Genomic DNA, 26,435 nt, shown 5'->3' on the forward strand with positions numbered 1-26,435 from the left:
TGAAGACGGGGGGCGATCAGGCGATGACGACCATCGGCTGGTCGAACTCCACCGGCTCGCCGTCCTCGACCAGGATCGCCTCGATCACGCCGTCGCGATCGGCCTCGATCTGGTTCATCATCTTCATCGCCTCGACGATGCAGATGGTCTCGCCCTTCTTGACGCTCTGACCGATTTCCACGAAGGCCTTGGAGCCCGGTGCCGGCGAGCGGTAGAAGGTGCCGACCATCGGGGAGTTGACGCTCTGGCCCTGGAAGGACGGCTCGGCGGCGGCAGCAGGCTCGGCGGGAGCCACCGGGGCCTGGGGCGCCTGCTGGGGGGCGGCCGCGTAGGGCTGGGGCGCGGGCTGCTGCCAGCTCGTGCCGTTGGGGTGGCGGCTGATGCGAACCGACTCTTCCCCTTCCTGGATCTCGATCTCGCTGATGTTGGACTCTTCGAGCAGTTCGATCAGCTTCTTGACCTTGCGGATATCCATGACGTTGTCTCGACCGGTGGGGTTGGGGTGGTGATCCGGGGTGCTGTCAACCCCGGCCAACTTGCAATAGATCGCGGCAAGATAGCGTGTCTTGCGGCCTCTATTGACCATGAAGGAGCAGTGGAGGCGGAGTCTGCCGAAAATCGTTCGGGATGTCCAGCCGTCGGGGAACGCTGTTCGAGCGCGATCGCCCGGGCGTCGCGGGCTCAGCCCCGTCGCGTCGCCAGCCAGTCCAGCACGCCCTCGAGGTGGCTGGCAAGCTGGGGGGCGTCGACCTCGCCCTGGACGCGGGCGTCGCGCAGCTCCTCGCCGCCCTCGAAGAACAGCAGGCTGGGCGGGCCGAAGAGCTGGAAGTGCTCGAGCACCTCGCGACTGGCGGCATCGCTCTCGGTCACGTCCACGTCGATGCGGCGAAAGTCCTGCAGTGCCGCGACGACCGGCGGCGCCGGGAAGACCTCGCGTTCCATGACCTTGCAGGAGATGCACCAGTCGGCGGTGAAGTTGACGAAGGCCGGCGTGTCGCTCTGGGCCAGCGTCGCCTCGAGGGCCCTGAGGTCCTCCACGGTGGTGATGGGTTGCCGGGAGACCGGCTCGCCCGCCGCGGCGGCGCCCGAGGACGTCACGCTGACGGCCAGCGGACGCAGCGGATCCTCGCCGCCGCGGGAGGCGCCGATCACCAGGGCGATGCCCCAGATCAGCAGCATCAGGCCGCCGGCCTGACGGACCCGCGGCCAGCCGGCCGTCTGGTTGACGGTCAGGGCGCCCAGCGAGAGGGCGCTGCCGATGGCGAGTCCCGCCCACAGCAGCAGGGCGACGCTGCCCGGCACCAGGCGCTCGACGAGCCAGATGGCGACCCCCAGCAGCAGGATGCCGAAGGCGATCTTGACGCCGTTCATCCAGGCACCGGAGCGCGGCAGCAGGGTGGTGCCGAAGGTGCCGACCAGCAGCAGCGGTACCCCCATGCCCAGCGCCAGGGCGAGCAGTGCCGCGCCGCCCATCAGCGCATCGCCGGTGGTGGAGATGAACACCAGGGCGCCGGCCAGCGGGGCCGAGACGCAGGGCGAGACCACCAGCACCGACAGCGCGCCGGCCAGCGCCAGGCCGGCGGGGCCGCTCTGCTGGGCGCGGGCCTGCCAGGCATCGATGCGGCCCGAGAGCGAGGACGACAGGCGCAGGTTGAAGGCCCCGAACATGGCCAGGGCGAAGAGCGTGAAGAGCAGGGCAAAGGTGATCAGCACCGGGGCCGACTGCAGGCGCGCCTGCAGGTTCAGGCCGGCGCCGAACAGTCCCATCAGCACGCCGACGGCGGCGTAGGTCAGTGCCATGCCGCCCACGTAGCTCGCCGAGAGGGCGAAGGCGCGGGGGCGGGTCGGGTGCTGGCCGACGATGATCGAGGAGAGGATCGGCACCATGGGCAGCACGCAGGGCGTGAAGGTCAGCCCGAGTCCGGCGAGGAAGAAGAGCCCGAGGATCAGCGGCAGGCTGGCCTCGGCCATCAGCGAGCGGAAGCGACCGTCCTCGCTCGTCGGGGCGGCGACCGAGGCGCGGTCGTCACGCTTCTCGTCGGCAGCCGCGCCGGTCGAGGCCGCGACAGCCGTCTCATCGACGCCCCCCGATGCCTCGTTGCCGGCAGTGCGCTCGGTGCCTTCCGTCCGGGTGTCGGGCGTCCAGCCGGCGAAGCGGGCCGGTGCCTCGCCCTCGCGGGCGGTGAGCTCGACCCGCTCCGGCGGGTAGCAGAGGCCGGCATCGGCGCAGCCCTGGAAGGTCAGGGTCATCTCCAGCGGGCCCTGGTGGCCGGGTGCCAGGGCGCTCTGAAAGACCACGCTGTCGTAGAAGACGTTGACGTCGCCGAGGAACTCGTCGCTCTTGGCCTCGCCGGGCGGGAGGTCCGGTTCGCCGAGCGAGAGGCCTGCCACCTCGCTCGCGACCTCGAACTGGTGGCGGTAGAGGTAGTAGCCGTCGGCGTTCTCGAAGCCGACGTAGAGCGTCTCTCCGTCATGCCAGGCGCTGGGCTGGAAGGCCTCATGCACGGGCAGGAACTGCGCCTCATCGTCGCTCTGGGAGAACCATTGGGCCTGAGCGCCCAGCGGCAGCAGCAGGAGGATCAGCAGGGCAAGTCGCAGTACGATCGACACGGGTCTTCCTTGAGTCACGTTGAGCATTGAGCGTTTGGCGCGATTTGACCCCGAGCAGTGGTCGGGGTTCCCCATCGGCGGCATGGCCGCGGGCCTGCTAGGATATCGCAGTAGTCAGGAGGCTGTGGATGGCATCCTCCCGAAGAGGCTGCGCCGTATTGTCGCGCCGCCGGAAGCTCTCATCATCAAGGAAACCCGAACATGGCGTTGACGCAAAAGGGTGCCGCCAGGCGCCGCAAGCGGACCGAGGAACTGGAGCGTCCGGCCTATGGCTGGATCTACAAGCCGTTGCTGACGCTGCTGGTGATCTACCTGGCGGTGTGCGTGGGGCTGGGGATCTGGTGGAGTCGCACGCCGGCGGTCTTCGACGTGGAGCAGGCCGTGATCGAGCAGCGCGGCACGGCCGCCCAGGCGCCGGCCTCTCGAGGGGCGGTGACCGCCGCGAGCCTGATGACGCTGATCGAGACGCTGCTCGAGAAGCCCGGAGGCTACCTGCGCAATGATATCGCCCCGCCCGGGTTGTGGCTCGACAACATGCCGGCCTGGGAGCTTGGCGTGCTCACCCAGGCGCGTCGGCTCTCGGTGGCGCTGCCGGCCATGGAGCAGTCCGCCATGCCGGCTCTCGAGAGCGTTCAGCAGCGCCTGGCGGGCGACAGCGGCGACTGGCTCTACCCCTCCACCGAGCAGCGCCTGAGCCAGGCCCTCGAGGCCCTCGACGGCTACCTGCAGGCGCTCGACGAGGATGGCCAGGCCGCCTTCGGGGACCGTGGGCAGGGCCTCGCCGCCTGGTTGGAGGCGGTCACCCGCTCGCTCGACGACCTGGGGCTTCGGCTGTCGGCCAGCATCGGCCCCCGCGCCGAGCTTCGCGACCTCGACATCGACGCCGAGGCGCTGCCGGCGCGCACCCCCTGGTATCGCGTCGACGACGTCTTCTTCGAGGCGCGCGGCCAGGCCTGGGCCATGCTCCACCTGCTGCGAGCGGTGCAGCGCGACCAGGCCGACGTGCTGGCCGCGGCCGGCCTCCAGGCGCGCTGGGAGGCGCTGGTGGCCGAACTCGAGCTCAGCCAGCGGCGGCTCTGGAGCCCGCTGGTGCTCAACGGCTCGGGCTTCGGTATTTTCGCCAACCACTCGCTGGTGCTGGCCAACCACATGATCCGGGCCCGCGACCTGTCCCGGACCCTCGCCGAGCGGCTCGCGGCGGCGACCCCGGTGGATGCGCCGGCCGCCGGAGCGCCGGCCGCCGGAGCGCCGGCCGCCGGAGATGACGTGGCCGATAGCGGGGGCGAGGAGGGCGTCGTGGCTTCCGTCGAGCAGGCATCCGATGCCTCGCCGGAGGCGGCGGCGCCCGCCAGCGAAGTGGATGCATCCGCCGTCGAGGCCGAGGCGTCCTCGGAGGCGGCAGCCGCCGGCGACGCGCCGGCCGGTGGTCAAGACGAGGCCGAGCCCGAGGTCGCCGACGGAACCGTCGATGACAGCGAGCCGGCGGGCAGTGCGGACGGCGAGGGCGCCGTCGCGCCCGAGCAAGCGCCCGAGGCGTCGGCGGCGGAGGGCACGACCGAGGCCGCAAGCGACGCGCCGGCCGCCGATGACAGCGGGGCCGGCGCGACGCCCAAGGAGTAGCACGAGGAAGGAGCGGCGAGACCGCCGCGGACGTGCAGCAACGAGAACGGGCCGCCCTAGGGCGGCCCGTTCCGTTTGGCGGCGTGCTGACGCCGCCAGGCATGATGCGCTCTGGCGATCAGGCCTTGTCGTGGGCGGCCACGGCCTTCTCGATGGCCTTGCAGGCGGCCTCGGACCCTTCCCAGGACTCCACCTTGACCCACTTGCCCTTCTCGAGATCTTTGTAGTTCTCGAAGAAGTGGGCGATCTGCTGGCGCAGCAGCTCCGGCAGGTCGGTCACTTCCTGAACGTCGTCGTAGAGGCTGGAGAGCTTGGGGTGGGGCACGCAGACCAGCTTGGCGTCCTCACCGGCCTCGTCGGTCATGTTGAGGATGCCCACCGGGCGAGCGCGGATCACGGCGCCGGGCTGCACCGGGTAAGGAGTGACCACCAGCGCGTCCAGGGCGTCGCCGTCGTCGGCCAGGGTGTGCGGGATGAAGCCGTAGTTGGCCGGGTAGAACATCGGTGTGGCCATGAAGCGATCGACCAGCAGGGCGCCCATGTCCTTGTCGATCTCGTACTTGATCGGCGCGTGGTTGGCCGGGATCTCGATCGCCACGTAGATGTCGTTGGGGAGATCCTTGCCGGCGGGGATGTTGTCGAAGTTCATCGTCGCTTCCTTGGGTTGGCAATGCTAATGCGGGGCGAATCGGAATGGCGGAAAAAATCCGCCGAATTATACGAAGCCGAGGCGGTGATTACCAATCGGCCATAGGTGGCATGCCGCTGCATCCACCGATGGGCCAGGCGTGGAAGCAGGGTGTATCATGGGTCCCCGATGGAAGGCGTCGGCCACCGGCCGGCGGAGCGCGTCGTTTGCGAGGAGAACGCCTTGACCCCCCTGCACTTGTCGCTGAGCTACGGCCAGGCCTTCGTGGCGCCCGATCGGCGTCGACATCGCAGCTCGATGTCGGTGCAACTGACCGAGCCCCCCCTGCTCTCGGCCAAGGGCGCCTGCGCCCTGATCAGCGACTCCACCTCGCGTAACAACCTCGCCAAGCAGGCCGGCGATCTCAGCGTCAAGGGCTTCCTGGCCGACTACTTCTCCACGCCGGACCACTGGGACGTCAAGGCGTCGGCGACCCGGGTGCTGCGGGCACTGAACACCTGGTGCTTCAGCCAGAATCGCCGCATCTCGGACGGCAGCTACGTCACCTCGCTCTCCGCCATGGTCTTCCGCGGGCGGGAGGCGCACCTCTTTCACATGGGCGATACCGTGGTGTTTCGCCTGCGCGGCGCCGAGTTCGAGCAGCTCTCCCGGGATCATGTCACCGATCTGGGCGGCTACCGCTACCCCTCGCGGGCCATGGGCATGGACAGTGGCCTGGAGATCGATTATGCCAATCTGCCCCTCAAGCAGGGCGACATCTTCCTGTTCACCACCCAGGCGGTGCAGGGCACCCTGATGCCCTCGGACTACGTGCGGCTGATTCGCGAGGACGTCAGCGACCTGGATGCCGCCTGCGAGCGGCTCGCCGAGGCGGCACGGGAGCGAGCCCAGGAGCGCGGCTACGGCAGTGATCAGTTCTGCTTCCAGCTGGTGCGCATCGACGGCCTGCCCGACGCCTCGGATGACAAGCCGGGCCGGGTCTACGGCGACCTGCCGATTCCCCCGGAGCTGGCCCCGGGGGAGCGTCTCGACGGCCTCGAGGTGCTGTCGGTGCTGTCGCGCACCGCCCAGTCGCGGGTCTATCACGTGCGCGACGTGCACAGCGGGCGCGAGATGGTGATGAAGGCTCCGAGCCCCGAGCTCTCCAGCCGCAACGCCTACCTGGAGCATTTCCTGCTGCAGCAGTGGGTGGTGGAGCGCGTCACCTCACCCTTCGTGGTGCGCATCATGGAGTCCTCGCGTCCGCGGCGCTACCTCTACTACCTGATGGCGCACGTGCGCGGCACTACCCTGACCGACTGGGCCCGCCAGCACCCCCAGGCGAGCCTCGAGCAGCGCCTGGACATCGCCAACCAGCTGGGCAAGGCGGTGCAGGCCCTGCACCACCGTGACCTGCTGCACCAGCGCATCCACCCCGACAACGTGCTCATCGACCTGCATGGTCAGGTGGTACTGGCCGATTTCAGCGCCTGCCATCTGCGCGACGTCGATGGCCATCGACGCTCCCGGGGTCTGGTGCGACAGCTCGGGCTCACCGAGCACAGCGCCCCGGAGTATGCCCTGGACGACCAGGTCGGGCGGCGCAGCGACCAGTACTCGCTGGCCTCGACCATCTACTGGCTGTTGACCGGCGAGCTGCCCTACGCCCTGGCGCCCAACCGGCTGCGCGGCCACACCGACCTCGAGCAGCTAGCCTACCGCAGCGCCCGCACCCTCAACCCCGAGGTGCCGGTCGCCCTGGACGATGCCCTGCGCCGCGCCCTGGATCCTCAGCGCGCGCTGCGCTTCAGGCGCATGTCGGAGTTTCGCCGTGCCCTGCGACCGCCCCGGGAGGCAGGGAGTGGCGGGCGACGCCCGGGCGAGCGGGCGAGCTTCTGGCAGGGCGTGGCGGGGATCCTGCTGCTGCTGCTGGTGCTCTCCTGGCTGTTGAGATAGCCCGTCGAGCCGGGTGCCGGTCGGCGTGGTCTTCGCCGCCTGGCCCGACACGAAAAGCCCCCGGGATGAGCCATCTCCGGGGGCTTTTCGTGAGGACGCTTCTGGATATCTGCGTCTCGAGGGTCGCGCCTAGATCGTGAAGTCGGGCAGCTTGCGCTCGACCTTGGCCAGCTTAAGGTGCGCGACCTTCGGTAGGCCGTTCTCGAAGGGCGGGAAGTCCTCACCCTGGATCAGCGGCGCGAGATACTGGCGGCAGGCCGCGGTGATGCCGAAGCCGTCCTCGCGGATGAACTCGCTGGGCATGAACTTCTCGCGGTTGGCGACCTCGGCCAGCGGGGCGGCCTCGATACGCCACTCGTAGGGCGCCTCGCTGACCCGCTTGATGGCCGGCATCATGGAGTTCTGGCCCGCCACGGCCAGCTCCACGGCCTTGTCGCCCACCGCATAGGCCTGGTCGACGTCGGTCTTCGAGGCGAGGTGGCGTGCGGCGCGCTGCAGGTAGTCGGCCACCGCCCAGTGGTACTTGTAGCCCAGGTCCTGCTTGACCATGCCGGCCAGCGTCGGCGCCACGCCGCCCAGCTGGCGGTGGCCGAAGGCATCGGTGTTGCCGGAGTCGGCGAGGAAGGTGCCGTCCTCGTAGCGCGCGCCCTCGGAGACCACGATCACGCAGTAGCCGTACTCCTTGACGCAGGCGTCGACCCGGGCCATGACCGCGGCGCGATCGAAGGCCACCTCGGGGAAGATCACCAGGTGCGGCGGCTCGCCCTCTCCCTCGCCGGCCAGGGCCCCGGCGGCGGCGATCCAGCCGGCGTGGCGACCCATCACCTCCAGCACGAAGACCTTGGTGGAGGTGGCGCACATCGAGGCGATGTCCAGCGAGGCCTCGAGGGTCGAGGTGGCGATGTACTTGGCCACGCTGCCGAAGCCCGGCGAGTTGTCGGTGATCGGCAGGTCGTTGTCCACGGTCTTGGGCACGTGGATCGCGGTCAGCGGGTAGCCGAGCTTCTCGGAGAGCTGCGAGACCTTCAGGCAGGTGTCGGCGCTGTCGCCGCCGCCGTTATAGAAGAAGTAGCGGATGTCGTGGGCCTTGAAGACCTCGATCAGCCGCTCGTACTGGGCGCGGTGGGTCTCGATGTCCTTGAGCTTGTAGCGGCAGGAGCCGAAGGCACCGCCGGGAGTGTGGCGCAGCGCCGCGATCGCCTCGTCGCTCTCCTGGCTGACGTCGATCAGGTCCTCGGTGAGGGCGCCGATGATGCCGTTGTGGCCGGCGTAGACCTTGCCGATCTGGTCCGGATGGCGGCGGCAGGCTTCGATCACGCCGCAGGCGCTGGCGTTGATCACGGCGGTGACGCCGCCGGACTGGGCGTAGAAGGCGTTATGCTGGGCCATGGGGCTTACCTGCTCCTGATGCGTCGAGGATGGCGAAAGCCGCAGAGTCTAGCCGAAAGTGGCAGGAGCTGCATCTGCGTGCGCCCCAGCCCCAAGTCATCTTGGGCCTCCCGGGCGACGCGGGTCGCTGGAGCGGCCCGACGGCGGCATGCTAGGCTCGCGCAGTTCGCGCCGCGGCCGGCGGCACACTGAGTTCCCGGAGACTGCATGCACCTTCATATCCTCGGCATTTGCGGCACCTTCATGGGCAGCCTGGCGCTGCTCGCCCGCGAGATGGGCCTCACCGTCAGCGGCTCGGATGCCAACGTCTATCCGCCCATGAGCACCCAGCTCGAGGAGGCGGGCATCGTCCTGTGCGACGGCTACTCGGCCGACAATCTCTCGCCGCGCCCCGACCGGGTGGTGATCGGCAACGCCCTCTCGCGGGGCAACCCCGAGGTCGAGGCGGTGCTCGATCTGGGCCTGCCCTACGTCTCCGGCCCCGAGTGGCTGGCCGAGCGGGTGCTGCCGGGGCGCCGCGTGATCGCCGTGGCCGGCACCCACGGCAAGACCACCACGGCGAGCCTGCTGGCCTGGCTGCTGGAGTCCGCCGGCCAGTCGCCGGGGTTTCTGATCGGCGGAGTGCCGCGCAACTTCGGCGTCTCGGCGCGCCTCGGCGCCCCGGAGGCCCCCTTCGTGGTCGAGGCCGACGAGTACGACACGGCCTTCTTCGACAAGCGCTCCAAGTTCGTCCACTACCGTCCCGAGATCGCCATCCTGGGCAACCTGGAGTTCGACCACGCCGACATCTTTCCCGACCTGGCCGCCATCGAGCGGCAGTTCCATCACCTGGTGCGCACCGTGCCGGGGCGCGGCCGGCTGCTGGTGGCCGACGGCGAGCCGGCGCTGGACCGGGTGATCGCGATGGGCGCCTGGACGCCCGTGGACCACTTCGGCGAGGCGGCGGATAGCCCCTGGCGGCTCGAGCTCGAGCGCGAGGACGCCTCGCGTTTCCGGGTGGTTCACGAGGCCCGCGACGGGGTAGGGGAGGTGAACGAGGACGCGGTGGTCGACTGGTCGCTGACCGGCGCCTACAACGCCCGCAATGCCCTGGCCGCACTGGCCGCCGCCCATGCCTGCGGGGTCGACCTGGCGCGCGGCGCCGCCGCGCTGTCGCGCTTCGCCACGCCGCGGCGGCGCCAGGAGCTGCGCGGTGAGGTGGCCGGCATCCAGGTGATCGACGACTTCGCCCATCACCCCACGGCGATCGCCGCCACTCTCGAGGGCCTCAGGGCCGCGACGCCGCGCGGTCGACTGCTGGCGGTGATCGAGCCGCGCTCCAACACCATGCGGCTAGGCACCCTGCGCGACCGCCTGGCGGCGAGCGTGTCCGCCGCCGATGCTACCTTCTGGTTCCAGCCGCCGGGGCTCGACTGGTCGCTTTCGCCGGTGCTCGAGGCGAGCCCGGTCCCGGCCCGGCTCTGCGAGGACCTCGACGCCCTGGTCGCCGCCCTGGTCGCCGAGGCGCGTCCGCTGGATCGCATCGTGGTGATGTCCAACGGCGGCTTCGGCGGTATCCACGAGAAGCTGCTGGCCGCCCTGGAGGTCGCCCATGCGGACTGAGCCGACGGCCTCTGACGAGCTGCACGAGCCCGTCACGGTGGCGCTGACCGGCGCCTCCGGTGCCCAGTACGGCCTGCGCCTGATCGAGGCGCTGGTCGCGGCCGAGCATCGGGTCTGGGTGATGATCTCCAAGGCCGCCCATCTGGTGATCGCCACCGAGACCGACGAGGAGCTGCCGGCGCGGCCGGAGCGGCTCGCCGAGGCGCTGACCGAGCGCACCGGCGCCGCGCCGGGCCAGATTCGCTGCTTCGGCCGCGAGGACTGGATGGCCCCCGTGGCCTCGGGCTCCGGGGCGCCCTCGGCCATGGTGATCTGCCCCTGCTCCACCGGCACCCTCTCGGCGGTGGCCACCGGCGCCAGCAACAACCTCATCGAGCGCGCCGCCGACGTCGCCCTGAAGGAGCGTCGCCGGCTGATCCTGGTGCCCCGCGAGACGCCCTTCTCGGCGATCCACCTGGAGCACATGCTGTCGTTGACCCGCATGGGCGCGGTGATCCTGCCCGCCGCACCGGGGTTCTACCACCAGCCGCAACGCATCGAGGACCTCGTCGATTTCATCGTCGCGCGCATCCTCAACCAGCTCGGCATCGAGCACCGCCTGATGCCCCGCTGGGGCGAGTAGCCCGGCCCGGGCCACGGAGCGCCCCGGCACGCCGGCGTCATGCCGATTCGCCCCGCCGGGAGGAGGCGGTTCGCGACCACAAGGATGTCTTCCCCCATGATCACGCTCTCTGTCCTGTCGGTGTTCGTGCCGACCTTCCTGCTGGTCTCGCTGACGCCGGGCATGTGCATGACCCTGGCTATGGTGCTGGGCATGACCCAGGGGGTGAGGCGCACGCTGTGGATGATGGTCGGGGAGCTCGTGGGCGTCGGGCTGGTGGCCTTCGCCGCCGGGGCCGGCGTGGCCGCGCTGATGCTGCGCCAGCCCGAGCTCTTCGCGGTGTTCAAGTGGCTGGGCGGCGCCTACCTGGGTTACCTGGGCGTGATGATGTGGCGCTCTCGCGGCGGCATGGCCATTCCCGAGACCCTCGAGGCGGGCCCGCCCGCCGTCCGCGGTCAGCTGGCCCTGCAGGGCCTGGTCACGGCGGTGGCCAACCCCAAGGGCTGGGCCTTCTTCGTGGCCCTGCTTCCGCCCTTCCTGGATGCCGCTCGCCCCCTGGCGCCCCAGCTCGCGGCGCTGATCGCGATGATCCTCGCCATCGAGTTCCTCTGCCTGCTGCTCTATGCCACGGGCGGCCAGACCCTGCGGCGGCTGCTCGGCCGGCCCGACAGCGTGCGCCTGCTCAACCGCGTCGCCGGCACCCTGATGGTGGGCGTGGGCCTGTGGCTGGCGCTGGGGTGAGCCGGGGCTAGAACGGCGGCAACCAGGCGATTCGCGCGGCGACCAGCGCCAGCGAGGCGATCCCCAGGCGCTGCCAGGGGCAGGGCCGAAGCGGTGCCCGCGGGTGGCGCTGCCAGGCGAGCTGCACCAGGGCGCAGACCACCAGGCCGAGCAGCGCGCCGCCGATCAGGTCGCTGAGCCAGTGCACCCCGACCACCAGGCGCGACAGTGCCATGGGCAGGATGGCGGCGATGGCCGCCCAGTAGGCCAGGGTGCGCCGGCCGGGAGGGAGTTCGCGGCTGACGAAGGCCGCGGCCATGCCGAACAGCACCACCGCGGTGGAGGTATGGCCGCTGGGGTAGGAGAAGGCGTCGGCGAGGTGCTCCGGGCTCATGGGGCGGATGCGGCCGATCGCCGCCTTGCCCAGGGTGTTGAGCAGCGCGATGCCGATCAGGCCGCCGGCGATGTGCCAGAAGGCCGCCCAGTGGCGTCGCCAGGCGAGCCAGATGCCCCAGGGCAGCACCAGTGCCAGCGCGCCGATCAGGTCGCCGGCCCGGTCCAGTGCCTGGCCGACGGCGTCGAGACCGGGCAGCGCGAGGGCTCGCATCAGCTCATCCAGGCGGGCGTCCATGGCCAGCGGGGCATCGTGATGAATGACCACCAGCGTCCAGGCGGAGAGGGCGGTCAGCGAGAGGATCAGCAGCAGCCAGGAGGCGAGCGGCGGCTCGACATCGTGGGGCGGGGAGAGCCACCGCCAGAGGCGCCGGCCGAGGGCGCTGCGCCGCGACCAGCCGATCAGTCCCCGATAGGCCGGGCCCTCGCGGGTCACCAGATGGCGCACCCAGGAGAAGATCACCGCGAGGATCACCACCAGCGCGCCCAGGCCGACCAGCCAGGCCTCCAGCCCCTCGGGCAGCGCCACCAGCCGCTGCCAGGTGCGCCCCAGCACATAGCCCGGCAGCACGTAGGCCGGCGCCCACAGCGCCGCCGATATCAGGTTGGCCCACAGGAAGGCGCGGGGCGACATGCGCAGCATGCCGGCGATCAGCGGCACCACCGGCCTCACCGGTCCCACGAAACGCCCCAGCACGACCGACAGCGAGCCGTGCCGCTGGAAGAAGCGCGCACCCCGGGCCAGCCACTCCGGGTGGCGTGACAGCGGCCACTGGGCGGTGACCCGTTCGCGCTGGTGATAGCCCAGCAGGAAGCTCAGGCCGTCGCCGATCACGGCACCGATGAAGGCGGCGAGGATAGCCGTGACCACGGCGAGCTCCTGGTGGCCGGCCAGGGACGCGGCGGCCGTCATCAGCACCACGCCGGGGACCAGCAGTCCCACCAGCGCGAGGGATTCCACCAGCGCGATGGCGGCGATGATCAACAGCAGCAGCCCCGGGGAAGGCGCCAGCTGAAAGAGGGTGTCGGCGATGTTCACGTGACGCTCCGTTGTCGTGCCGGGGGGTGGGCGCGCTCAGCCGTCGGCCAGCGACTGGCTGCACGCCTCCAGGCGCTGCTCGAAGTGCGGCCAGGACTCGCCGGCCCGCGGTCGGCACAGGCGCAACCGCACCTCCAGCGGGCCGGTATCCATCAGGGAGATCTGCTCCAGGGCCTGGTCGAGGCGGTGCTGCACCAGCAGGGCACCGCTCTCGCTGGTGTCCGGCATCAGCAGCCAGAAGTCCGCCGGGCCCTCCCGGCCCAGGATGTCGTGATCGCGACTGCGGCTGGAGACCGCCTGGCAGAGGGTGTCCAGCAGCGCCTGCCGCGCGCCGTGGCCAAACTGTTCGCCGGCCATGTCCAGCTGCGGCAGGTGCATCAGCAGCACTCCCAGCGGCTGGCCGAGCATCCCGGCGCGCTCGACTTCGCTGGCCAGCAGTTCGTGCAGGGTCTCGCGGCCGGTGGCCGCGCACTCGGCGTCGCGCGGGTCGGTGGCCTCGAGCAGGGCGTGCTGGCGCCCCTGCTCCCAGGGCACCAGCGCCGCCACGGCCACCAGGCTCAGATAGCCCAGCAGCATCTCGCCATCGAGCTGACCGTTGCCGAGCAGGGCCAGCCAGACCGGGGTCAGCGCGAGGTTGAGCAGCATGGCGGGGGCCAGCGGCAGCAGCAGCAGGGTCAGCACCGGCGGCAGGCCCACCCACAGCGCCGGCAGGCCGGACTGGCGGGGCAGCTCGACGGCGATCAGCAGGTAGCCGCAGATCAGCGCCAGGTAGGCGGCCAGCCGCGAGTGCTCCGCGCGGGTCGCATCGAGCAGGGTGGCGACCACCATCAGCAGGGAGAGGGTCGCCGGCAGGGGAATGCGTTCGTATTCGCCCATCAGGTAGAGCCACAGGGCCATGCCCAGCAGCAGCAGCACGCCGCCGGCATGCCACAGGGCGAACAGTCGCGAGGCGTGGCGCTGGCGGTCAGGCATCCCGGGTCTCCTCGATCACCCTCAGGCCGGCCGGCTGGCAGGCCAGCGCCCGGCGCTCGTCGTCCAGCGATCTCAGGGCGCGCAGGGGGATCGCGCGGGCCGGCCCGCGGACCTCCAGGCAGCGCCACAGCAGCTCGCGGCGCTCGTCGGCCTGATCACGATCGCGGCTGGTCAGCATCGCCGCCAGTGTGGTCGGGTCGAGCCGGTAGCAGTGCTCGAAGCCGTGGGTCAGCCGGCACAGCCGCTGCGCCAACGGCCAGCTGCGGTGGCGCGGCGTGTGCAGCAGCAGCAGCTCGGCGTGCACGCCCTCGCGCAGGCTGCGCTTGCGCTCGAGGGCGAGGTCGCCGGGCAGTCGCTCGCCGGGCCACAGGGGCAGGCCCGGCACCAGGCGGGCGCGGCGCAGGGCGCTCTGGCGTCGCGCGCGCAGCTCCAGCGCCCGGGAGAGGCCCAGCAGCATCAGGGCCCCGAGCAGCAGGCCGCTCATCACCCACTGCTCGAGGCCCAGCACGCCCCGCAGCGGCCACCAGGTGGCGAAGGCCAGCAGGCTGCCCACCAGCAGCACCCAGCGGGGCTGCGGCAGCATCAGCAGCATGGCCCAGGCCCACAGCCAGGTGACGTGGCGGCCGGGCTCTCCCCACAACAGCGCCGCCAGCAGCAGGATCGGCAGCAGCTGCCAGGGCAGCGTGGCGGGGCGGCGATGGTCGAAGGTCAGCAGCAGCGCGGTGATGGCGAGCCAGGCCGCGGCCAGCCACATCAGCAGCGTGTCGGTCAGGGTCGGGGTGCGGGCGGCCAGCAGTGCCATCAGCACGGCGGCGATCAGCAGGTTGCCGCGCAGCAGGACGCTTTTGTACTTGGTCTGCATGGTGGATTAGTATGATTCCCTTCCCGGTTTTCGGCACAGTATAACGCCGGCCCTGCCCGTGTCGCGGCGGCGCCGGCCCCAGGAGAGACGCATCGGCATGACAGTTCAAGCCTCCCGCTCGGATCTCGAGACCGCCACCCCGGAGATCGGGGATGTCGATACCTACATGGAGCGCCTCGGGCAGGGCGCCCGCGAGGCGGCGACCCGCATGCGCCGGGTCGATACGGCGGCCAAGAACGCCGCCCTGCTGGCCATGGCCGAGGCCCTCGAGCAGGCCCGCGGCGAGGTGCTGGCGGCCAATGCCCGTGACCTGGCCCGGGGCCGCGAGAGCGGCCTGGATGCGGCTCTGCTCGACCGCCTGGCGCTGGACGAGGCGCGCCTCGACGCGATGATCGAGGGGCTCTCCCAGGTGGCGGCGCTGCCGGACCCGGTCGGCGAGATCGAGGGGCTGCGTGCCCGGCCCAGCGGCATCCAGGTCGGCCAGATGCGGGTCCCCCTGGGGGTCATCGGCATCATCTATGAGTCGCGTCCCAACGTGACCCTGGAGGCGGCGAGCCTGTGCCTGAAGTCGGGCAACGCGGCCATCCTGCGCGGGGGCTCCGAGGCTCGCGAGTCCAACGCCGCCATCGCCGCCTGCATCCGTGCCGGTCTCGAGCGGGCCGGCCTTCCCGAGGCGGCGGTGCAGGTGGTGGCCACCACCGACCGCGCCGCCGTGGGCCGGCTGATCAGCATGCCCGAGTACGTCGACGTGATCATTCCGCGCGGCGGCAAGTCGCTGATCGAGCGCATCAGCCGCGAGGCCCGGGTGCCGGTGATCAAGCACCTCGACGGCGTCTGCCACGTCTACATCGACGCCACTGCGGACGCCGACAAGGCGTTGGCCATCGCGGTCAATGCCAAGACCCAGCGCTACGGCACCTGCAACACCATGGAGACCCTGCTGATCGATGCGCCGGTGGCCGAGGCCCTGCTGCCCCGGTTGGCAGCGGCTTACGCCGAGCATGGGGTCGAGCTGCGCGGCTGCGAGCGGACCCGGGCGATCCTCGGCGACATCGCCCCCGCCAGCGAGGCGGACTGGCAGGCGGAGTACCTGGCCCCGGTGCTGGCGATTCGCGTGGTCGACGGCATCGAGGCCGCCATGGCGCACATCGAGCGTTACAGCTCGCGGCATACCGACGCCATCGTCACCGAGAACTACACCCTGGCGCGACGCTTCCTGGCCGAGGTGGACTCCAGCTCGGTGATCATCAACGCCTCCACCCGCTTCGCCGACGGCTTCGAGTACGGGCTGGGTGCGGAGATCGGCATCTCCACCGACCGGCTGCATGCCCGCGGTCCCGTGGGGCTCGAGGGGCTGACCAGCCGCAAGTACGTGGTGCTCGGCGACGGCCAGGTGCGCCAGTGAGCGAGGCGGGGCTGCCGGCCCGCGCCGGCGAGACGCCGGCCCCGCTTCGCCTGGCCATGCTGGGCGGCACCTTCGACCCGGTCCACCTCGGGCACCTGCGCAGTGCGGTGGAGCTCGGCGAGGCGCTGGCGCTGGATCGGGTGCACATGATCCCCGCGGCCATGCCGCCGTTGCGCGGTGAGCCGTGGGTCTCGCCCGACGAGCGCCTGGCGCTGCTGCGCCTGGGCATCGGCGACACGCCGGGGCTGGTGGCCGATCCGCGGGAGCTCGCGCGTGACGGCCCCTCCTACAGTGCCGACACCCTGGCCTCGCTGCGCCGTGAAGTGGGCGACCAGGCGCGGCTGGTCATGGCGCTGGGGCATGACGCCTTCCTGCGCCTGGCCGACTGGCACGAACCCGAGCGTCTCTTCGCGCTGGCCCACGTAGTGGTGATCGATCGCCCGGACCACGAGGCGGCGTTGCCGGCGGCGCTGTCCGAGTTGCTGACCGGGCGCGAGGTCGAGGAGGGCGACGCACTGATGGCGCATCCGGCCGGGAAGCTGCTGCGCCTGCGGTTGCCCTCGCGCATGGCCATCTCGGCCACCGAGGTGCGTCGTCGCCTGGCGGCCGGGCGCAGCGTTCGCTACCTGCTGCCCGAGGCGGTGGAGGCGCGCCTCCTCGCCCGGGGACTCTATCGGCATCGTTGATGGCTGGCCTCGTGGATCGTCGACGGAATGGCGATGAGGTTGCCGACGACGACCGAGTCGAGTGCTGCCCACCGAGGCGTCGAGTCGGTACAATGGGGGTAACGATTTCCCGTTGACCAAGGGCAGATACGAAGGGCTATGCATATCGACGCACTCAAGACTCTGGTGATCGACGCACTGGAGGACCTCAAGGCCCAGGACGTCGCCGTCCTGGATGTCTCACGACTGACCAGCGTGACCGACCGCATGGTGCTGGCTACCGGCACCTCCACCCGCCACGTGGCGGCGCTGGCCGCGACCGTGGTGCAGGCGGCCAAGGACGAGGGCCTGGCGCCGCTGGGCGTCGAGGGCGAGAACGGGGCCGACTGGGTGCTGGTCGACCTCGGCCAGCTGGTGGTTCACGTGATGCTGCCCGAGACGCGCCAGCTCTACGATCTCGAGCGGCTATGGGCCGACCTGCCGAGCGACGCCGAGTCCCGGGTAGAGCAGGGTTCATGAGGGTCCGCCTGCTGGCGGTGGGCACCAAGATGCCCGACTGGGTGAACCGCGGCGTCGAGGAGTATCGCAAGCGCCTGCCCCGCGATTTCGCCCTGGAGGTGGAGGAGATCGCCCCGGGGCAGCGCGGCAAGAACGCCGACGTGGCGCGCGCCATGGCCTCGGAGGCCGAGCGCATCCGCGCCCGCTTAAGGGGCAGCGAGCATCTGGTGGCCCTCGAGGTGGGCGGCAAGGCCTGGAGCACCGAGCAGCTGGCCCGCGAGGCCGACGCCTGGCGCCTCGAGGGGCGTGACGTGGCGCTGCTGGTCGGCGGTCCCGATGGCCTGGAGCCGTCGCTCTCGGCCAGCGCCGACCAGCGCTGGTCGCTCTCGCCGTTGACCCTGCCCCATCCGCTGGTGCGCATCCTGCTCGCCGAGCAGCTCTACCGGGCCTGGACCCTGCTGGTCGGCCACCCCTATCACCGCTGACGGCGCGCCGCACCGGCACCGCTGAGGGCGCTCCTTGTTCATGAGTACCGCTGAAGGCTCTCTTCTTGAACACCGCTGAAGGCTCTTCGTGATTACCGCTGAAAGCTCTTTGCTTCATCATCCCGAGGTCATTACCTAGCATGCGTCGCCGTCGCGATACCCTCAAGAACCCGGAACAGGAGCTGCACGTGTTCCGCATGCGCTCGCTGTTGGCCGTGCTGGTGGTGCTGATCCTGACGGGGCTGCTGGGCGGGCGGCTGTTCTACCTGCAGGTGGTGCAGCACGAGATCTACAGCACGCGCTCCGAGAAGAACCGGGTGCGGGTGGAGCCGCTGCCGCCCACCCGCGGCCTGATCTACGATCGCAACGGGGCGCTGCTGGCCGAGAACCGTCCCACCTACAACCTGACCCTGGTGCGCGAGCGGGTCGATGACCTGGACGCCACCCTGGCGCTGCTGGTCGATCTGCTGGAGCTCCCCGAGGAGGAGGCCGAGGCCTTCCGGGTTCGCTCGCGCCAGCGCCAGCGGCCCTTCCAGCCGGCGCTCTTGATGAGCGATCTCGATGAGGCGCAGATCGCCCGCCTGGCGGTCAACCGGCACCGCCTGCCCGGCGTCGAGGTGCAGGCCCAGCTGCTGCGCTACTATCCCGATGCCGAGACCATGGTGCATGCGCTCGGCTACGTGGGCCGGATCAATGCCGAGGAGCTGGCGGGGCTGGATTCCGGCAACTACGCCGGCACGCACTTCATCGGCAAGAGCGGCGTGGAGCGCTTCTACGAGGACGAGCTGCACGGCGAGGCCGGCCTGCGCAAGGTCGAGACCAATGCTCGTGGGCGGGTGCTGCGCGAGCTCGGCCATACCGACCCGGTGCCCGGACGCGACCTGACCCTGACGCTGGACAGCGACCTGCAGAAGCTCGCCGTGGAGCTGCTCGACGGGCGGCGCGGGTCGATCGTCGCCATCGCCCCGGACAGCGGCGAGATCCTCGCCCTGGCGTCGGTGCCGGGCTTCGACAGCAACCAGTTCGTCACCGGCATCGACGTCGCCTCCTACCGCGCGCTGCAGGAGAACCTCGACCTGCCGCTCTACAACCGCGCCATCCGCGGCCACTACCCGCCGGGCTCGACGATCAAGCCGTTCATGGCCATCACCGGCCTCAAGGAGGGGGCGGTCACGCCGGGCGAGGTGATCTACGATCCCGGCTACTTCCAGCTGCCCAACGACTCGCGGCGCTACCGCAACTGGCTGCGCTGGGGCCACGGCCGGGTCGATCTCGAGCGGGCCCTGGCCGTCTCCAACAACACCTACTTCTATTCGCTGGCCCACGAGCTCGGGATCGATCGCATCCACGAGAACATGACGGCCTTCGGCTTCGGCGAGCGGGTCGCCCACGACGTGCAGGGCCAGAGCGATGCCCTGATGCCGTCGCGCAGCTGGAAGCGCGGGCGCTTCAACCAGCCCTGGTATCCCGGCGAGACGCTCTCGGTGGGCATCGGCCAGGGCTACCTGCAGGTGACGCCGCTGCAGCTCGCCACCGCCACTGCGGTGCTCGCCAACCGTGGCGAGTGGGTCAAGCCGCGTCTCGCCCGGCGCATCGGCGACCAGGAGGTACCGGTGGACCTGCCGGGCACGCCCGAGGATATCGAGCTCGGCAACGAGGCGTGGTGGGACAGCGTCTTCTCCGGCATGGAGAAGGTCGTCTCGGGGCGCGAGGGCACGGCGCGTCGGATCGGCCGTGACCTCGAGTACCGGATGGCCGGCAAGTCCGGCACCGCCCAGGTCTTCTCGCTGGGCCAGAACGAGAAATACAACGCCGACGAACTCAAGGAGCGGCTGCGCGACCACGCCCTGTTCATGGCCTTCGCCCCCGTGGAGGCGCCCGAGATCGCCGTGGCGGTGATCGTCGAGAACGCCGGGGGCGGCAGCACCCATGCCGCCCACCTGGCGAAGGCGATGACGGATGCCTGGCTGCTCGATGACGAGGCGCCGGACAGCGACGAGGTGCGCGAGGCACTGGAGCGCGAGGACGACCGCGTGGCGGGAGACTGATCGATGATCTGGAGCGAACTGACGCGTGGCCTGCGCAGCCATCCCGTGAAACCCTCGCTGAGCGGCATCGCACGCCGTCGCAGCCTGTGGGAGCGCATCCACCTCGATCCCTGGCTGCTCGGCATGCTGCTGGTGCTGATGCTGGCGGGCCTGGTGGTGCTCTACAGCGCCAGCGGCCAGCACTTGTCGGTGGTCACCGCCCAGGCCATCCGCTTCGGCGTCGCCCTGGTGGTGATGGTCGGGCTCGCCCAGCTCTCCACGACCACGCTGTTGCGCTGGACGCCGCTGGTCTACGTGGCGGGGCTCGGCATGCTGGTGGCGGTGGAGCTGATCGGCGACATGGGCATGGGGGCCCAGCGCTGGCTGGTCATCCCCGGCGTGATCCGCTTTCAGCCCTCGGAACTGATGAAGCTCGCCATGCCGATGATGGTGGCCGCCTGGCTGAGCCGCCAGGTGCTGCCGCCGCGCTTGCGCGACCTGGCCGTATGCGCGGTGATCATCGGCCTGCCGGTGGCGCTGATCGCGCGCCAGCCCGACCTCGGCACCTCCTTGCTGGTGGCGACGGCCGGGGTGCTGGTGGTGGTGCTGGCGGGGCTCTCCTGGCGCTTCATCTTCTTCTGTGGGGCCCTGGCGGCGGCGGCGCTGCCGCTTTTGTGGATCAACCTGCACGACTACCAGCGCCAGCGCGTGCTGACCTTCCTCGACCCGGAGAGCGACCCGCTGGGCGCGGGCTGGAACATCATCCAGTCGACCACCGCCATCGGCAGCGGCGGCTTCTGGGGCAAGGGCTGGCTGCAGGGCACCCAGTCCCAGCTGGAGTTCCTCCCCGAGCGCCATACCGACTTCATCGTGGCGGTGCTGGGCGAGGAGTTCGGGCTCGTCGGGATGCTGGCCTTCCTGCTGCTCTACCTGCTGATCGTCGGGCGCGGGCTATGGCTCGCCGGGGCCGCCCAGGAGACCTTCGGGCGGCTGGTGGCGGGCAGCATCATCCTGACCTTCTTCATTTACGTCTTCGTCAACGTGGGCATGGTCAGCGGTATCCTGCCGGTGGTCGGCGTGCCCCTGCCGCTGGTCAGCTATGGCGGGACCTCCAGCGTGACCTTGATGGCGGGTTTCGGTATTCTCATGGCCGTGAATGCCCACCGCCGATTGCTGCCGCGCTAGGCAGCCGACACGACTCAGGGAGAGCTGCGATGACGGTGTCGTCACCACAGGGAAAGCGCTGGATGACCTGGCTGGCGGGAGGGCTGCTGGCCCTGAGCGCCGCCGGCTCGCCGGCGGCCGATTTCGACCCCGAACGCCACGCCGAGGTGCGCCGGCTGGTGGAGGAACTCGCCGAACAGGGCATCGATCGCGCTTGGCTCGACGACGCCATGGAGGCGGCCGAGTACCGCCAGTCGGTGCTCGACGCCATGAGCGGCGCCGCCGAGCATCGGCTGACCTGGCCCGAGTACCGCGCCATCTTCCTCGATGAGGCGCGCATCGCTAACGGGGTGGCCTTCATCGAGGCCCACCCGGACGCCTTCGCACGGGCCCAGGACGACTTCGGCGTGCCGCCGGAGGTCATCGCCGCGATCCTCGGCGTCGAGACCCGTTACGGCGAGATCACCGGCCGTCACCGCGTGCTCGATTCGCTGTCGACGCTGGCCTTCCACCACCCGAGCCGGGGGCGCTTCTTCCGTGGCGAGCTGGCGGCCTTCCTCGAGATCGCCTACGAGCAGCGGCGTGAACCCGGCAGCCTGACCGGTTCCTACGCCGGGGCCATGGGCTATCCGCAGTTCATCCCGACCAGCTACCGCGCCTATGCGGTGGATTTCGACGACGACGGCCTGCGCGATCTCTGGACCAACCCGGTGGATGCCATCGGCAGCGTGGCCAACTACTTCGCCGAACATGGCTGGCGCGCGGACGCGCCGATCTATCATGCCGTCGAGGGGCCTGCCGCGCTGCCCGACGGCATCGAGTTCAATCGCGCCGCGCGCGCCCCCGCTGTGCCGGCCGCCCGGCTCGCCGAGGTGGGCCTCGAGGTGCCGGACGTGCTGGGCGACGAGCATCGCCTGCTGCCGGTGGCGCTGGAACAAGAGGGGCAAGACGCCTGGCGCTACGTGCTCGGCGAGCAGAACTTCTACGTGATCACCCGCTACAACCACAGCCATCTCTATGCCATGGCGGTAACGGAGCTGGCCGAGGCGATCGCCGAGGCGCGCGGCCGCAAGGCCGGCTGGCTCGAGGCCGCCGACACGCTGCCCGAGGAGGCCCCATGAGACGCGCCCTGGTGATCCTTAGCCTGGCGACGCTGCTGGTCGGCTGTGCCGGCAGCGGCGGACAGCGACCCGCGCCCGCCGAACCGGCCGAGCCCAATGCGTCGGACTCCGCGCCCGCGCCGTCAGGCGAGCGCTATGCGCTGTCCGGGGACGCCTATCCCGAGGATCCCCCCGATGTCGCCCAGGTGCCCGATGCCGTGCCGCAGCGCGAGCCGCGTTCCCGGGGCGGCAACAAGTCGCCCTATGAGGTGTGGGGCAAGCGCTACGAGGTGATGGCGGATGCCAGCGGCTACCGTCGCGAGGGGCGCGCCTCCTGGTATGGCGAGAAGTTTCACGGCTACGCCACCTCCAACGGCGAGATCTACGACATGTACAAGATGAGCGCCGCCCACCGCTCCTTGCCGCTGCCGAGTTTCGTCCGGGTCACCAGCCTCGACAACGGCCGCTCGACGATCGTGCGGGTCAACGACCGCGGGCCGTTCCACAGCGAGCGTGAGATCGACCTCTCCTATGCCGCGGCCGCCCGCCTGGGCATCCTCGAGCAGGGCACCGGCCGGGTGAGGGTGGAGGCCATCGACGTCGAGCGCTGGCTCGCCAGGCGCGGTGGTGAGCCTGAGCCCGCGCCCGACGAGGACGCGGCGGCGCCGGCCTCGGCGAGGGCGGACGCCAGCGACGCGCCGGCGGATGGCGTCTTCCTGCAGGTGGCCGCCCTGGGTTCCGAGGAGGGGGCCCGGGCCCTGCAGGCGCGCCTCGAGGCAGAAATCGCCCGGCCCGTGCGCGTGGCCAGCGCCACGGGCCTGCACCGCGTTCAGGTCGGCCCGCTGGATCCCTCGGGCCAGGTTGACCCGGTCCGTGAACAGTTGCGCCGGGCCGGCTTCGCCCAGGCCTTCATCGTCGACGATGCCGACTGAGTCGGCGTTTCCCTAGCGTATAACCCTGTGATGCACCCGATGAGAACCCTTGCCATGAGATTCACGCTTTTCCTTCGTCGTCACCGGCTCCTGCCGGTGCTGCTGGTCAGCCTGCTGCTGGTCACGTCACAGGCCGTGGCCCAGTCGGTGCCCAAGCCGCAGTCGATGATTCCCTCGCCGCCGCAGCTGGCCGCCAGCTCATGGATCCTGATGGATGCCGACAGCGGTCGGGTGCTGGCCGAGCACAACTCCCGCGAGCGCCTGCCGCCGGCCAGCCTGACCAAGCTGATGACCGCCTACCTGGTGGAGCGCGAGCTCAATCAGGGCAACATCAGCCCGGATGGGCTGGTGCCGGTCAGCGAGAAGGCCTGGCGCACGGGCGGCTCGAAGATGTTCATCGAGGTCGGCGAGCAGGTGCCGGTCAGCGAGTTGCTGCACGGCATCGTCATCGTCTCCGGCAACGACGCCAGCGTGGCCATGGCCGAGTACCTGGCCGGCGGCGAGCGTCCCTTCGCCGACCTGATGAACCAGCACGCGACCCGCCTGGGCATGCACGACACCAACTTCGTCAACCCCACGGGCCTGCCCGACGAGAACCACTACTCCTCGGCTCACGACCTGGCGCTGCTCTCCCAGCACATCATCAACGATTATCCGGAGCACTACCGGATGTATCGCCAGAAGCAGTTCAACTACGGCGGCATCGAGCAGCCCAACCGCAACCGCCTGCTGTGGCGCGACGCCAGCGTCGACGGTCTGAAGACCGGCTGGACCGAAGAGGCGGGCTACTGCCTGGTCGCCTCCGCCGAGCGTGACGACATGCGGCTCATCTCGGTGGTGATGGGCACGGCCTCCGAGGAGGCGCGGGCCCAGGAGTCCCAGAAGCTCTTGAGCTACGGCTTTCGCTACTACGAGACGATGAAGCTCTACGACGCCGGCGCCGTGCTCAATACGCCGCGCGTCTGGGGCGGCGACAAGAACGAGCTGCGCGTCGGCGTCGACAGCGGCGTGGTCATGACCGTGCCGCGGGCGCGCGATGACGAGCTCACCGCCAAGCTCGACATCCAGGCCGATCTGACCGCGCCGATCGCCGCCGGCGACCGGGTGGGCACCATGGAGGTGCGCCAGGGCGAGGAAGTGGTCGGCGAGCGTCCGCTGGTCGCCCTCGAGAGCATCGAGGAGGGCGGCTTCTTCAAGCGCCTGATCGATCAGGTGCAGCGTTTCTTCACCAACCTGACCCGCGGCTGGTTCGACTGAGCCAGCGGGCGAGCATCGCCCGCTGACGTTCTCGCTACCGCGGCGAGGTACCACGGGTCGGCCCCTCGGGCCGGCCCGTTGCGTTTCTGGCCCCGGCGTTGCCGAGGGCGAGCGCCAGGGACGTGTCCGGTTGGTCGCCGCCGCCGCGTTGCGTAGAATAGGCCCATACCCTCCATCCGGACGCGATCATGAGCGACAACTCCCTGCGCGACCTTCGCAAGCCCGCGCCCCGGTCGGGCGATGCGCCGCCGAAGATCACCTTCCCCTGCGACTATCCCATCAAGGTCGTCGGCGATGCCGCCGACGACTTCGCGGCGACGGTCTGTCAGATCGTCCACCGCCATGACCCGAGCTTCGAGGCCGCCGGCATTCAGGTGGTGCCGAGCCGCAACGGCCGTTTCCAGTCGGTGCGCCTGACACTGCGCGCCACGGGCGAGGTGCAGCTCAAGGCGCTGTTCGACGAGCTGAAGGCCACCGGCCGTGTGCACATGGTGGTGTGATGGCAGCTGACAGCACGGCGCCGATCGCTCTGCACCGCCTGGGCAGACGGCCCTATGGCCCCGTCTGGCAGGCCATGCGCAGCCTGACCGACGAGCGTGACGCCGAGACGCCGGACCAGTTCTGGCTGGTCGAGCACGACCCGGTGTTCACCCAGGGCCAGGCCGGCAAGCCCGAACACCTGCTGATGCCGGGTGACATCCCGGTGGTCGCCACCGATCGTGGCGGCCAGGTGACCTACCACGGCCCCGGCCAGGTGGTGCTCTATCCGCTGCTCGACGTGCGACGTGCACGTCTCGGCGTGCGTGAACTGGTCACCGCCCTGGAGCAGGCGGTGATCGCGCTGCTGGACGAGCATGGCGTGACGGCTCACGCCCGGCCCGATGCCCCCGGCGTCTACGTGGGGGAGGCCAAGATCGCCTCCCTGGGGCTCAGGATCCGCCGCGGGGCGAGCTTCCACGGGGTGGCGCTCAACGTCGACGGCGATCTCTCGCCCTTCGCGCGGATCAATCCCTGCGGCTACGCCGGCATGGCCATGACGCGACTGGCCGACCTGGTCGACGACTGTCCCCCGGCGGCGGCGGTCGGCATGGCGCTGGCGCGCTGCCTGGCGCGTGAGCTCGGCCGCGAGCTCGCCGAGGACGACGCGCGGCCCCCCGCCATCGCCTAGCCGGCCGCACCTGGCCGACCTGCCGCTATCTTGTACTTGAACCGCCGTCACCAACCACAGGGGCCCCCACCGCCGCGCGGTGGGGGCCCCTGTGCGAGGGCAGCGTCGACGCTCAGCCGACGTTGACGGCGTCGATGCGGTTCGGGTCCGGCGCCTGGCCCGGCACCTCGGCGGGGGCGGCCAGGCCGAGGTTGTTCTTCTCGAACACCCGATCGGCCCGGTAGCTGGAGCGCACCAGCGGGCCGGACGGCACCTCCATGAAGCCCTTCTCCAGGCCCAGCACGCGGTAGCGGTCGAACTCCTCCGGGGTGACCCAGCGCTCCACCGGCAGGTGGTTGCGGGTGGGACGCAGGTACTGACCCAGGGTGACGATATCGACGCCGATCTCGCGCAGGTCATCGAAGGTCGCCAGGATCTCCTCGTCGGTCTCACCGAGGCCCAGCATCAGGCTGGTCTTGGTGATGACGCCGGGGCGGTGGCGCTTGGCGTGGGCCAGCACGTCCAGGGTCTTGCGGTAGCCGGCGCGCGGGTCACGCACCCGCGAGGTCAGCCGTTCGACGGTCTCGACGTTCTGGGCGAAGACCTCGAGGCCGGAATCGACCACCCGCTCGATCGCCGCGGGCTCGGCGTCGAAGTCAGGCGTCAGCGCCTCGACGACCACCTCGGGAGTGCGCGCCTTGATGGCGCGGATGCAGTCGGCGTAGTGGGTCGCGCCGCCGTCGGGCAGGTCGTCCCGATCCACCGAGGTCAGCACGATGTAGCGCAGCCCCATCAGCTCCACGGAGCGCGCGGTGTTTTCCGGCTCCTCGGCGTCCAGCCAGCCCCTGGGGTTGCCGGTGTCCACGGCACAGAAGCGGCAGGCGCGGGTACACACCGAGCCCATCAGCATGATGGTCGCCGTGCCGTTGCTCCAGCACTCGCCCTGGTTGGGGCAGTGCGACTCGGCGCACACGGTGCTGAGCCGGTGGGTGGCGACGTTCTTCTTGACCGCCTCGAAGCGTTCGCCACCGGGAATCTGGGCGCGCAGCCAGCTCGGCTTGCGCCCGCTGACGCCGCCGTCCTCGACCTCGCGACGCACCTTCATGCCGTCCTTGATGGCGGCCGTGCCATGGTCGTTGCGATACTTTTCGCCGCTGGAGACGCGTGGGGAGGGGGTGTCGCTCATAGCTGTGAGCCTCTCTGCTCGCCGGCTGTCTCACCGGGACGGCGCACGGGGGCGCGTCGATCGGGGGTTCCAGTCAGCCTGGCACGTCGAATGATACGAGAATTCAAGGCCCATAACCTACCACAGCCGTCACCTTTCTGGACAGCGGGCGGGCCGTGCGTCCTCGCCGGCGCGGGC

The 26,435-nt window shown here is 70.5% G+C and carries 24 protein-coding genes; 16 read left to right on the forward strand and 8 right to left on the reverse strand.

Annotation, left to right across the window (positions count from 1 at the left end; translation table 11 throughout):
* Window positions 1-16: 16 nt before the first annotated feature.
* Complete coding sequence (gene accB, locus ACGTNG_RS05355; RefSeq protein ID WP_394575926.1) at window positions 17-475, reverse strand: acetyl-CoA carboxylase biotin carboxyl carrier protein; 459 nt, start codon at window positions 473-475, stop codon at window positions 17-19.
* A 206-nt stretch (window positions 476-681) separates the two neighbouring features.
* Entirely contained in the window at window positions 682-2,610 is a 1,929-nt protein-coding gene (dsbD, locus tag ACGTNG_RS05360; protein ID WP_394575927.1) for a protein-disulfide reductase DsbD, read from the reverse strand.
* Window positions 2,611-2,811: 201 nt separating this feature from the next.
* Here dsbD and ACGTNG_RS05365 point away from each other — a divergent pair, with 201 nt between their 5' ends.
* Window positions 2,812-4,230 (forward strand): DUF2333 family protein, encoded by a 1,419-nt coding sequence (locus ACGTNG_RS05365; protein ID WP_394575928.1) that lies wholly within the window; start codon window positions 2,812-2,814, stop codon window positions 4,228-4,230.
* Between the two features lie 118 nt (window positions 4,231-4,348).
* Here the strand turns inward: ACGTNG_RS05365 and ppa are convergent, their stop codons facing one another.
* Window positions 4,349-4,879, reverse strand: a complete 531-nt coding sequence (ppa, locus tag ACGTNG_RS05370; protein ID WP_089849731.1) for an inorganic diphosphatase — start codon at window positions 4,877-4,879, stop codon at window positions 4,349-4,351.
* Window positions 4,880-5,176: 297 nt separating this feature from the next.
* On the opposite strand from ppa, the gene ACGTNG_RS05375 reads away from it, so the two are divergent.
* Window positions 5,177-6,814 carry a bifunctional protein-serine/threonine kinase/phosphatase gene (locus ACGTNG_RS05375; RefSeq protein ID WP_394576176.1) on the forward strand — a complete coding sequence of 546 codons (1,638 nt, stop codon included), beginning with the start codon at window positions 5,177-5,179 and terminating at the stop codon, window positions 6,812-6,814.
* Window positions 6,815-6,943: 129 nt separating this feature from the next.
* On the opposite strand, the gene ACGTNG_RS05380 is transcribed toward ACGTNG_RS05375, so the two are convergent.
* A complete protein-coding gene (locus ACGTNG_RS05380; protein ID WP_394575929.1) occupies window positions 6,944-8,203 on the reverse strand; it encodes a 6-phosphofructokinase in 1,260 nt (419 codons plus the stop codon).
* A 207-nt stretch (window positions 8,204-8,410) separates the two neighbouring features.
* Here ACGTNG_RS05380 and mpl point away from each other — a divergent pair, with 207 nt between their 5' ends.
* From mpl to ACGTNG_RS05395, 3 genes are all read left to right on the forward strand, one after another.
* Entirely contained in the window at window positions 8,411-9,805 is a 1,395-nt protein-coding gene (mpl, locus tag ACGTNG_RS05385) for a UDP-N-acetylmuramate:L-alanyl-gamma-D-glutamyl-meso-diaminopimelate ligase (RefSeq protein WP_394575931.1), read from the forward strand.
* Complete coding sequence (locus tag ACGTNG_RS05390) at window positions 9,795-10,427, forward strand: flavin prenyltransferase UbiX (protein WP_394575932.1); 633 nt, start codon at window positions 9,795-9,797, stop codon at window positions 10,425-10,427. Before mpl ends, ACGTNG_RS05390 begins: the two co-directional genes overlap by 11 nt.
* A 96-nt stretch (window positions 10,428-10,523) precedes the next feature.
* Window positions 10,524-11,147: a LysE family translocator gene (locus ACGTNG_RS05395; protein ID WP_394575934.1), complete on the forward strand. Its 624-nt coding sequence runs from the start codon at window positions 10,524-10,526 to the stop codon at window positions 11,145-11,147.
* Between the two features lie 7 nt (window positions 11,148-11,154).
* On the opposite strand, the gene ACGTNG_RS05400 is transcribed toward ACGTNG_RS05395, so the two are convergent.
* From ACGTNG_RS05400 to ACGTNG_RS05410, 3 genes are read right to left on the reverse strand one after another with little or no spacing between them, the layout of a single operon-like run.
* Complete coding sequence (locus ACGTNG_RS05400; protein ID WP_394575935.1) at window positions 11,155-12,558, reverse strand: bifunctional DedA family/phosphatase PAP2 family protein; 1,404 nt, start codon at window positions 12,556-12,558, stop codon at window positions 11,155-11,157.
* Window positions 12,559-12,594: 36 nt separating this feature from the next.
* Complete coding sequence (locus tag ACGTNG_RS05405) at window positions 12,595-13,530, reverse strand: GGDEF domain-containing protein (protein ID WP_394575936.1); 936 nt, start codon at window positions 13,528-13,530, stop codon at window positions 12,595-12,597.
* A complete protein-coding gene (locus ACGTNG_RS05410) occupies window positions 13,523-14,392 on the reverse strand; it encodes a hypothetical protein (protein WP_394575938.1) in 870 nt (289 codons plus the stop codon). Before ACGTNG_RS05410 ends, ACGTNG_RS05405 begins: the two co-directional genes overlap by 8 nt.
* A gap of 97 nt (window positions 14,393-14,489) precedes the next feature.
* On the opposite strand from ACGTNG_RS05410, the gene ACGTNG_RS05415 reads away from it, so the two are divergent.
* The 11 genes from ACGTNG_RS05415 (at window position 14,490) to lipB (ending at window position 25,093) form a co-directional block, all read left to right on the forward strand.
* The gene (locus tag ACGTNG_RS05415; protein WP_394575940.1) at window positions 14,490-15,797 is read left to right on the forward strand and encodes a glutamate-5-semialdehyde dehydrogenase; all 1,308 of its coding nucleotides are present in this window, start codon (window positions 14,490-14,492) and stop codon (window positions 15,795-15,797) included.
* Window positions 15,798-15,853: 56 nt separating this feature from the next.
* Entirely contained in the window at window positions 15,854-16,483 is a 630-nt protein-coding gene (gene nadD / locus ACGTNG_RS05420; RefSeq protein WP_394576177.1) for a nicotinate-nucleotide adenylyltransferase, read from the forward strand.
* 138 nt (window positions 16,484-16,621) lie between these two features.
* Window positions 16,622-16,981, forward strand: coding sequence for a ribosome silencing factor (gene rsfS / locus ACGTNG_RS05425; RefSeq protein WP_394575942.1), 360 nt, complete (start codon window positions 16,622-16,624; stop codon window positions 16,979-16,981).
* A complete protein-coding gene (gene rlmH / locus ACGTNG_RS05430) occupies window positions 16,978-17,445 on the forward strand; it encodes a 23S rRNA (pseudouridine(1915)-N(3))-methyltransferase RlmH (RefSeq protein WP_394575944.1) in 468 nt (155 codons plus the stop codon). The genes rsfS and rlmH overlap by 4 nt, the downstream gene beginning before the upstream one ends.
* Before the next feature lie 140 nt (window positions 17,446-17,585).
* A complete protein-coding gene (mrdA, locus tag ACGTNG_RS05435; RefSeq protein ID WP_394575946.1) occupies window positions 17,586-19,493 on the forward strand; it encodes a penicillin-binding protein 2 in 1,908 nt (635 codons plus the stop codon).
* Window positions 19,494-19,496: 3 nt separating this feature from the next.
* On the forward strand, window positions 19,497-20,657 hold the full coding sequence (rodA, locus tag ACGTNG_RS05440; protein ID WP_394575947.1) for a rod shape-determining protein RodA: 1,161 nt from the start codon (window positions 19,497-19,499) through the stop codon (window positions 20,655-20,657).
* A 29-nt stretch (window positions 20,658-20,686) separates the two neighbouring features.
* On the forward strand, window positions 20,687-21,757 hold the full coding sequence (gene mltB / locus ACGTNG_RS05445) for a lytic murein transglycosylase B (protein ID WP_394575949.1): 1,071 nt from the start codon (window positions 20,687-20,689) through the stop codon (window positions 21,755-21,757).
* Window positions 21,754-22,668, forward strand: coding sequence for a septal ring lytic transglycosylase RlpA family protein (locus tag ACGTNG_RS05450; protein ID WP_394575951.1), 915 nt, complete (start codon window positions 21,754-21,756; stop codon window positions 22,666-22,668). The genes mltB and ACGTNG_RS05450 overlap by 4 nt, the downstream gene beginning before the upstream one ends.
* A gap of 54 nt (window positions 22,669-22,722) precedes the next feature.
* Window positions 22,723-23,925, forward strand: coding sequence for a D-alanyl-D-alanine carboxypeptidase family protein (locus tag ACGTNG_RS05455; protein ID WP_394575953.1), 1,203 nt, complete (start codon window positions 22,723-22,725; stop codon window positions 23,923-23,925).
* Between the two features lie 188 nt (window positions 23,926-24,113).
* Window positions 24,114-24,425: an HP0495 family protein gene (locus ACGTNG_RS05460; protein ID WP_394575954.1), complete on the forward strand. Its 312-nt coding sequence runs from the start codon at window positions 24,114-24,116 to the stop codon at window positions 24,423-24,425.
* On the forward strand, window positions 24,425-25,093 hold the full coding sequence (lipB, locus tag ACGTNG_RS05465) for a lipoyl(octanoyl) transferase LipB (protein ID WP_394575955.1): 669 nt from the start codon (window positions 24,425-24,427) through the stop codon (window positions 25,091-25,093). The genes ACGTNG_RS05460 and lipB overlap by 1 nt, the downstream gene beginning before the upstream one ends.
* Before the next feature lie 112 nt (window positions 25,094-25,205).
* Here the strand turns inward: lipB and lipA are convergent, their stop codons facing one another.
* Window positions 25,206-26,258 carry a lipoyl synthase gene (gene lipA, locus ACGTNG_RS05470; RefSeq protein WP_394575956.1) on the reverse strand — a complete coding sequence of 351 codons (1,053 nt, stop codon included), beginning with the start codon at window positions 26,256-26,258 and terminating at the stop codon, window positions 25,206-25,208.
* Between the last annotated feature and the right edge of the window lie 177 nt (window positions 26,259-26,435).

The organism is Halomonas sp. B23F22_3, from assembly GCF_043496965.1.
In the GTDB taxonomy this organism is placed as follows: domain Bacteria; phylum Pseudomonadota; class Gammaproteobacteria; order Pseudomonadales; family Halomonadaceae; genus Halomonas.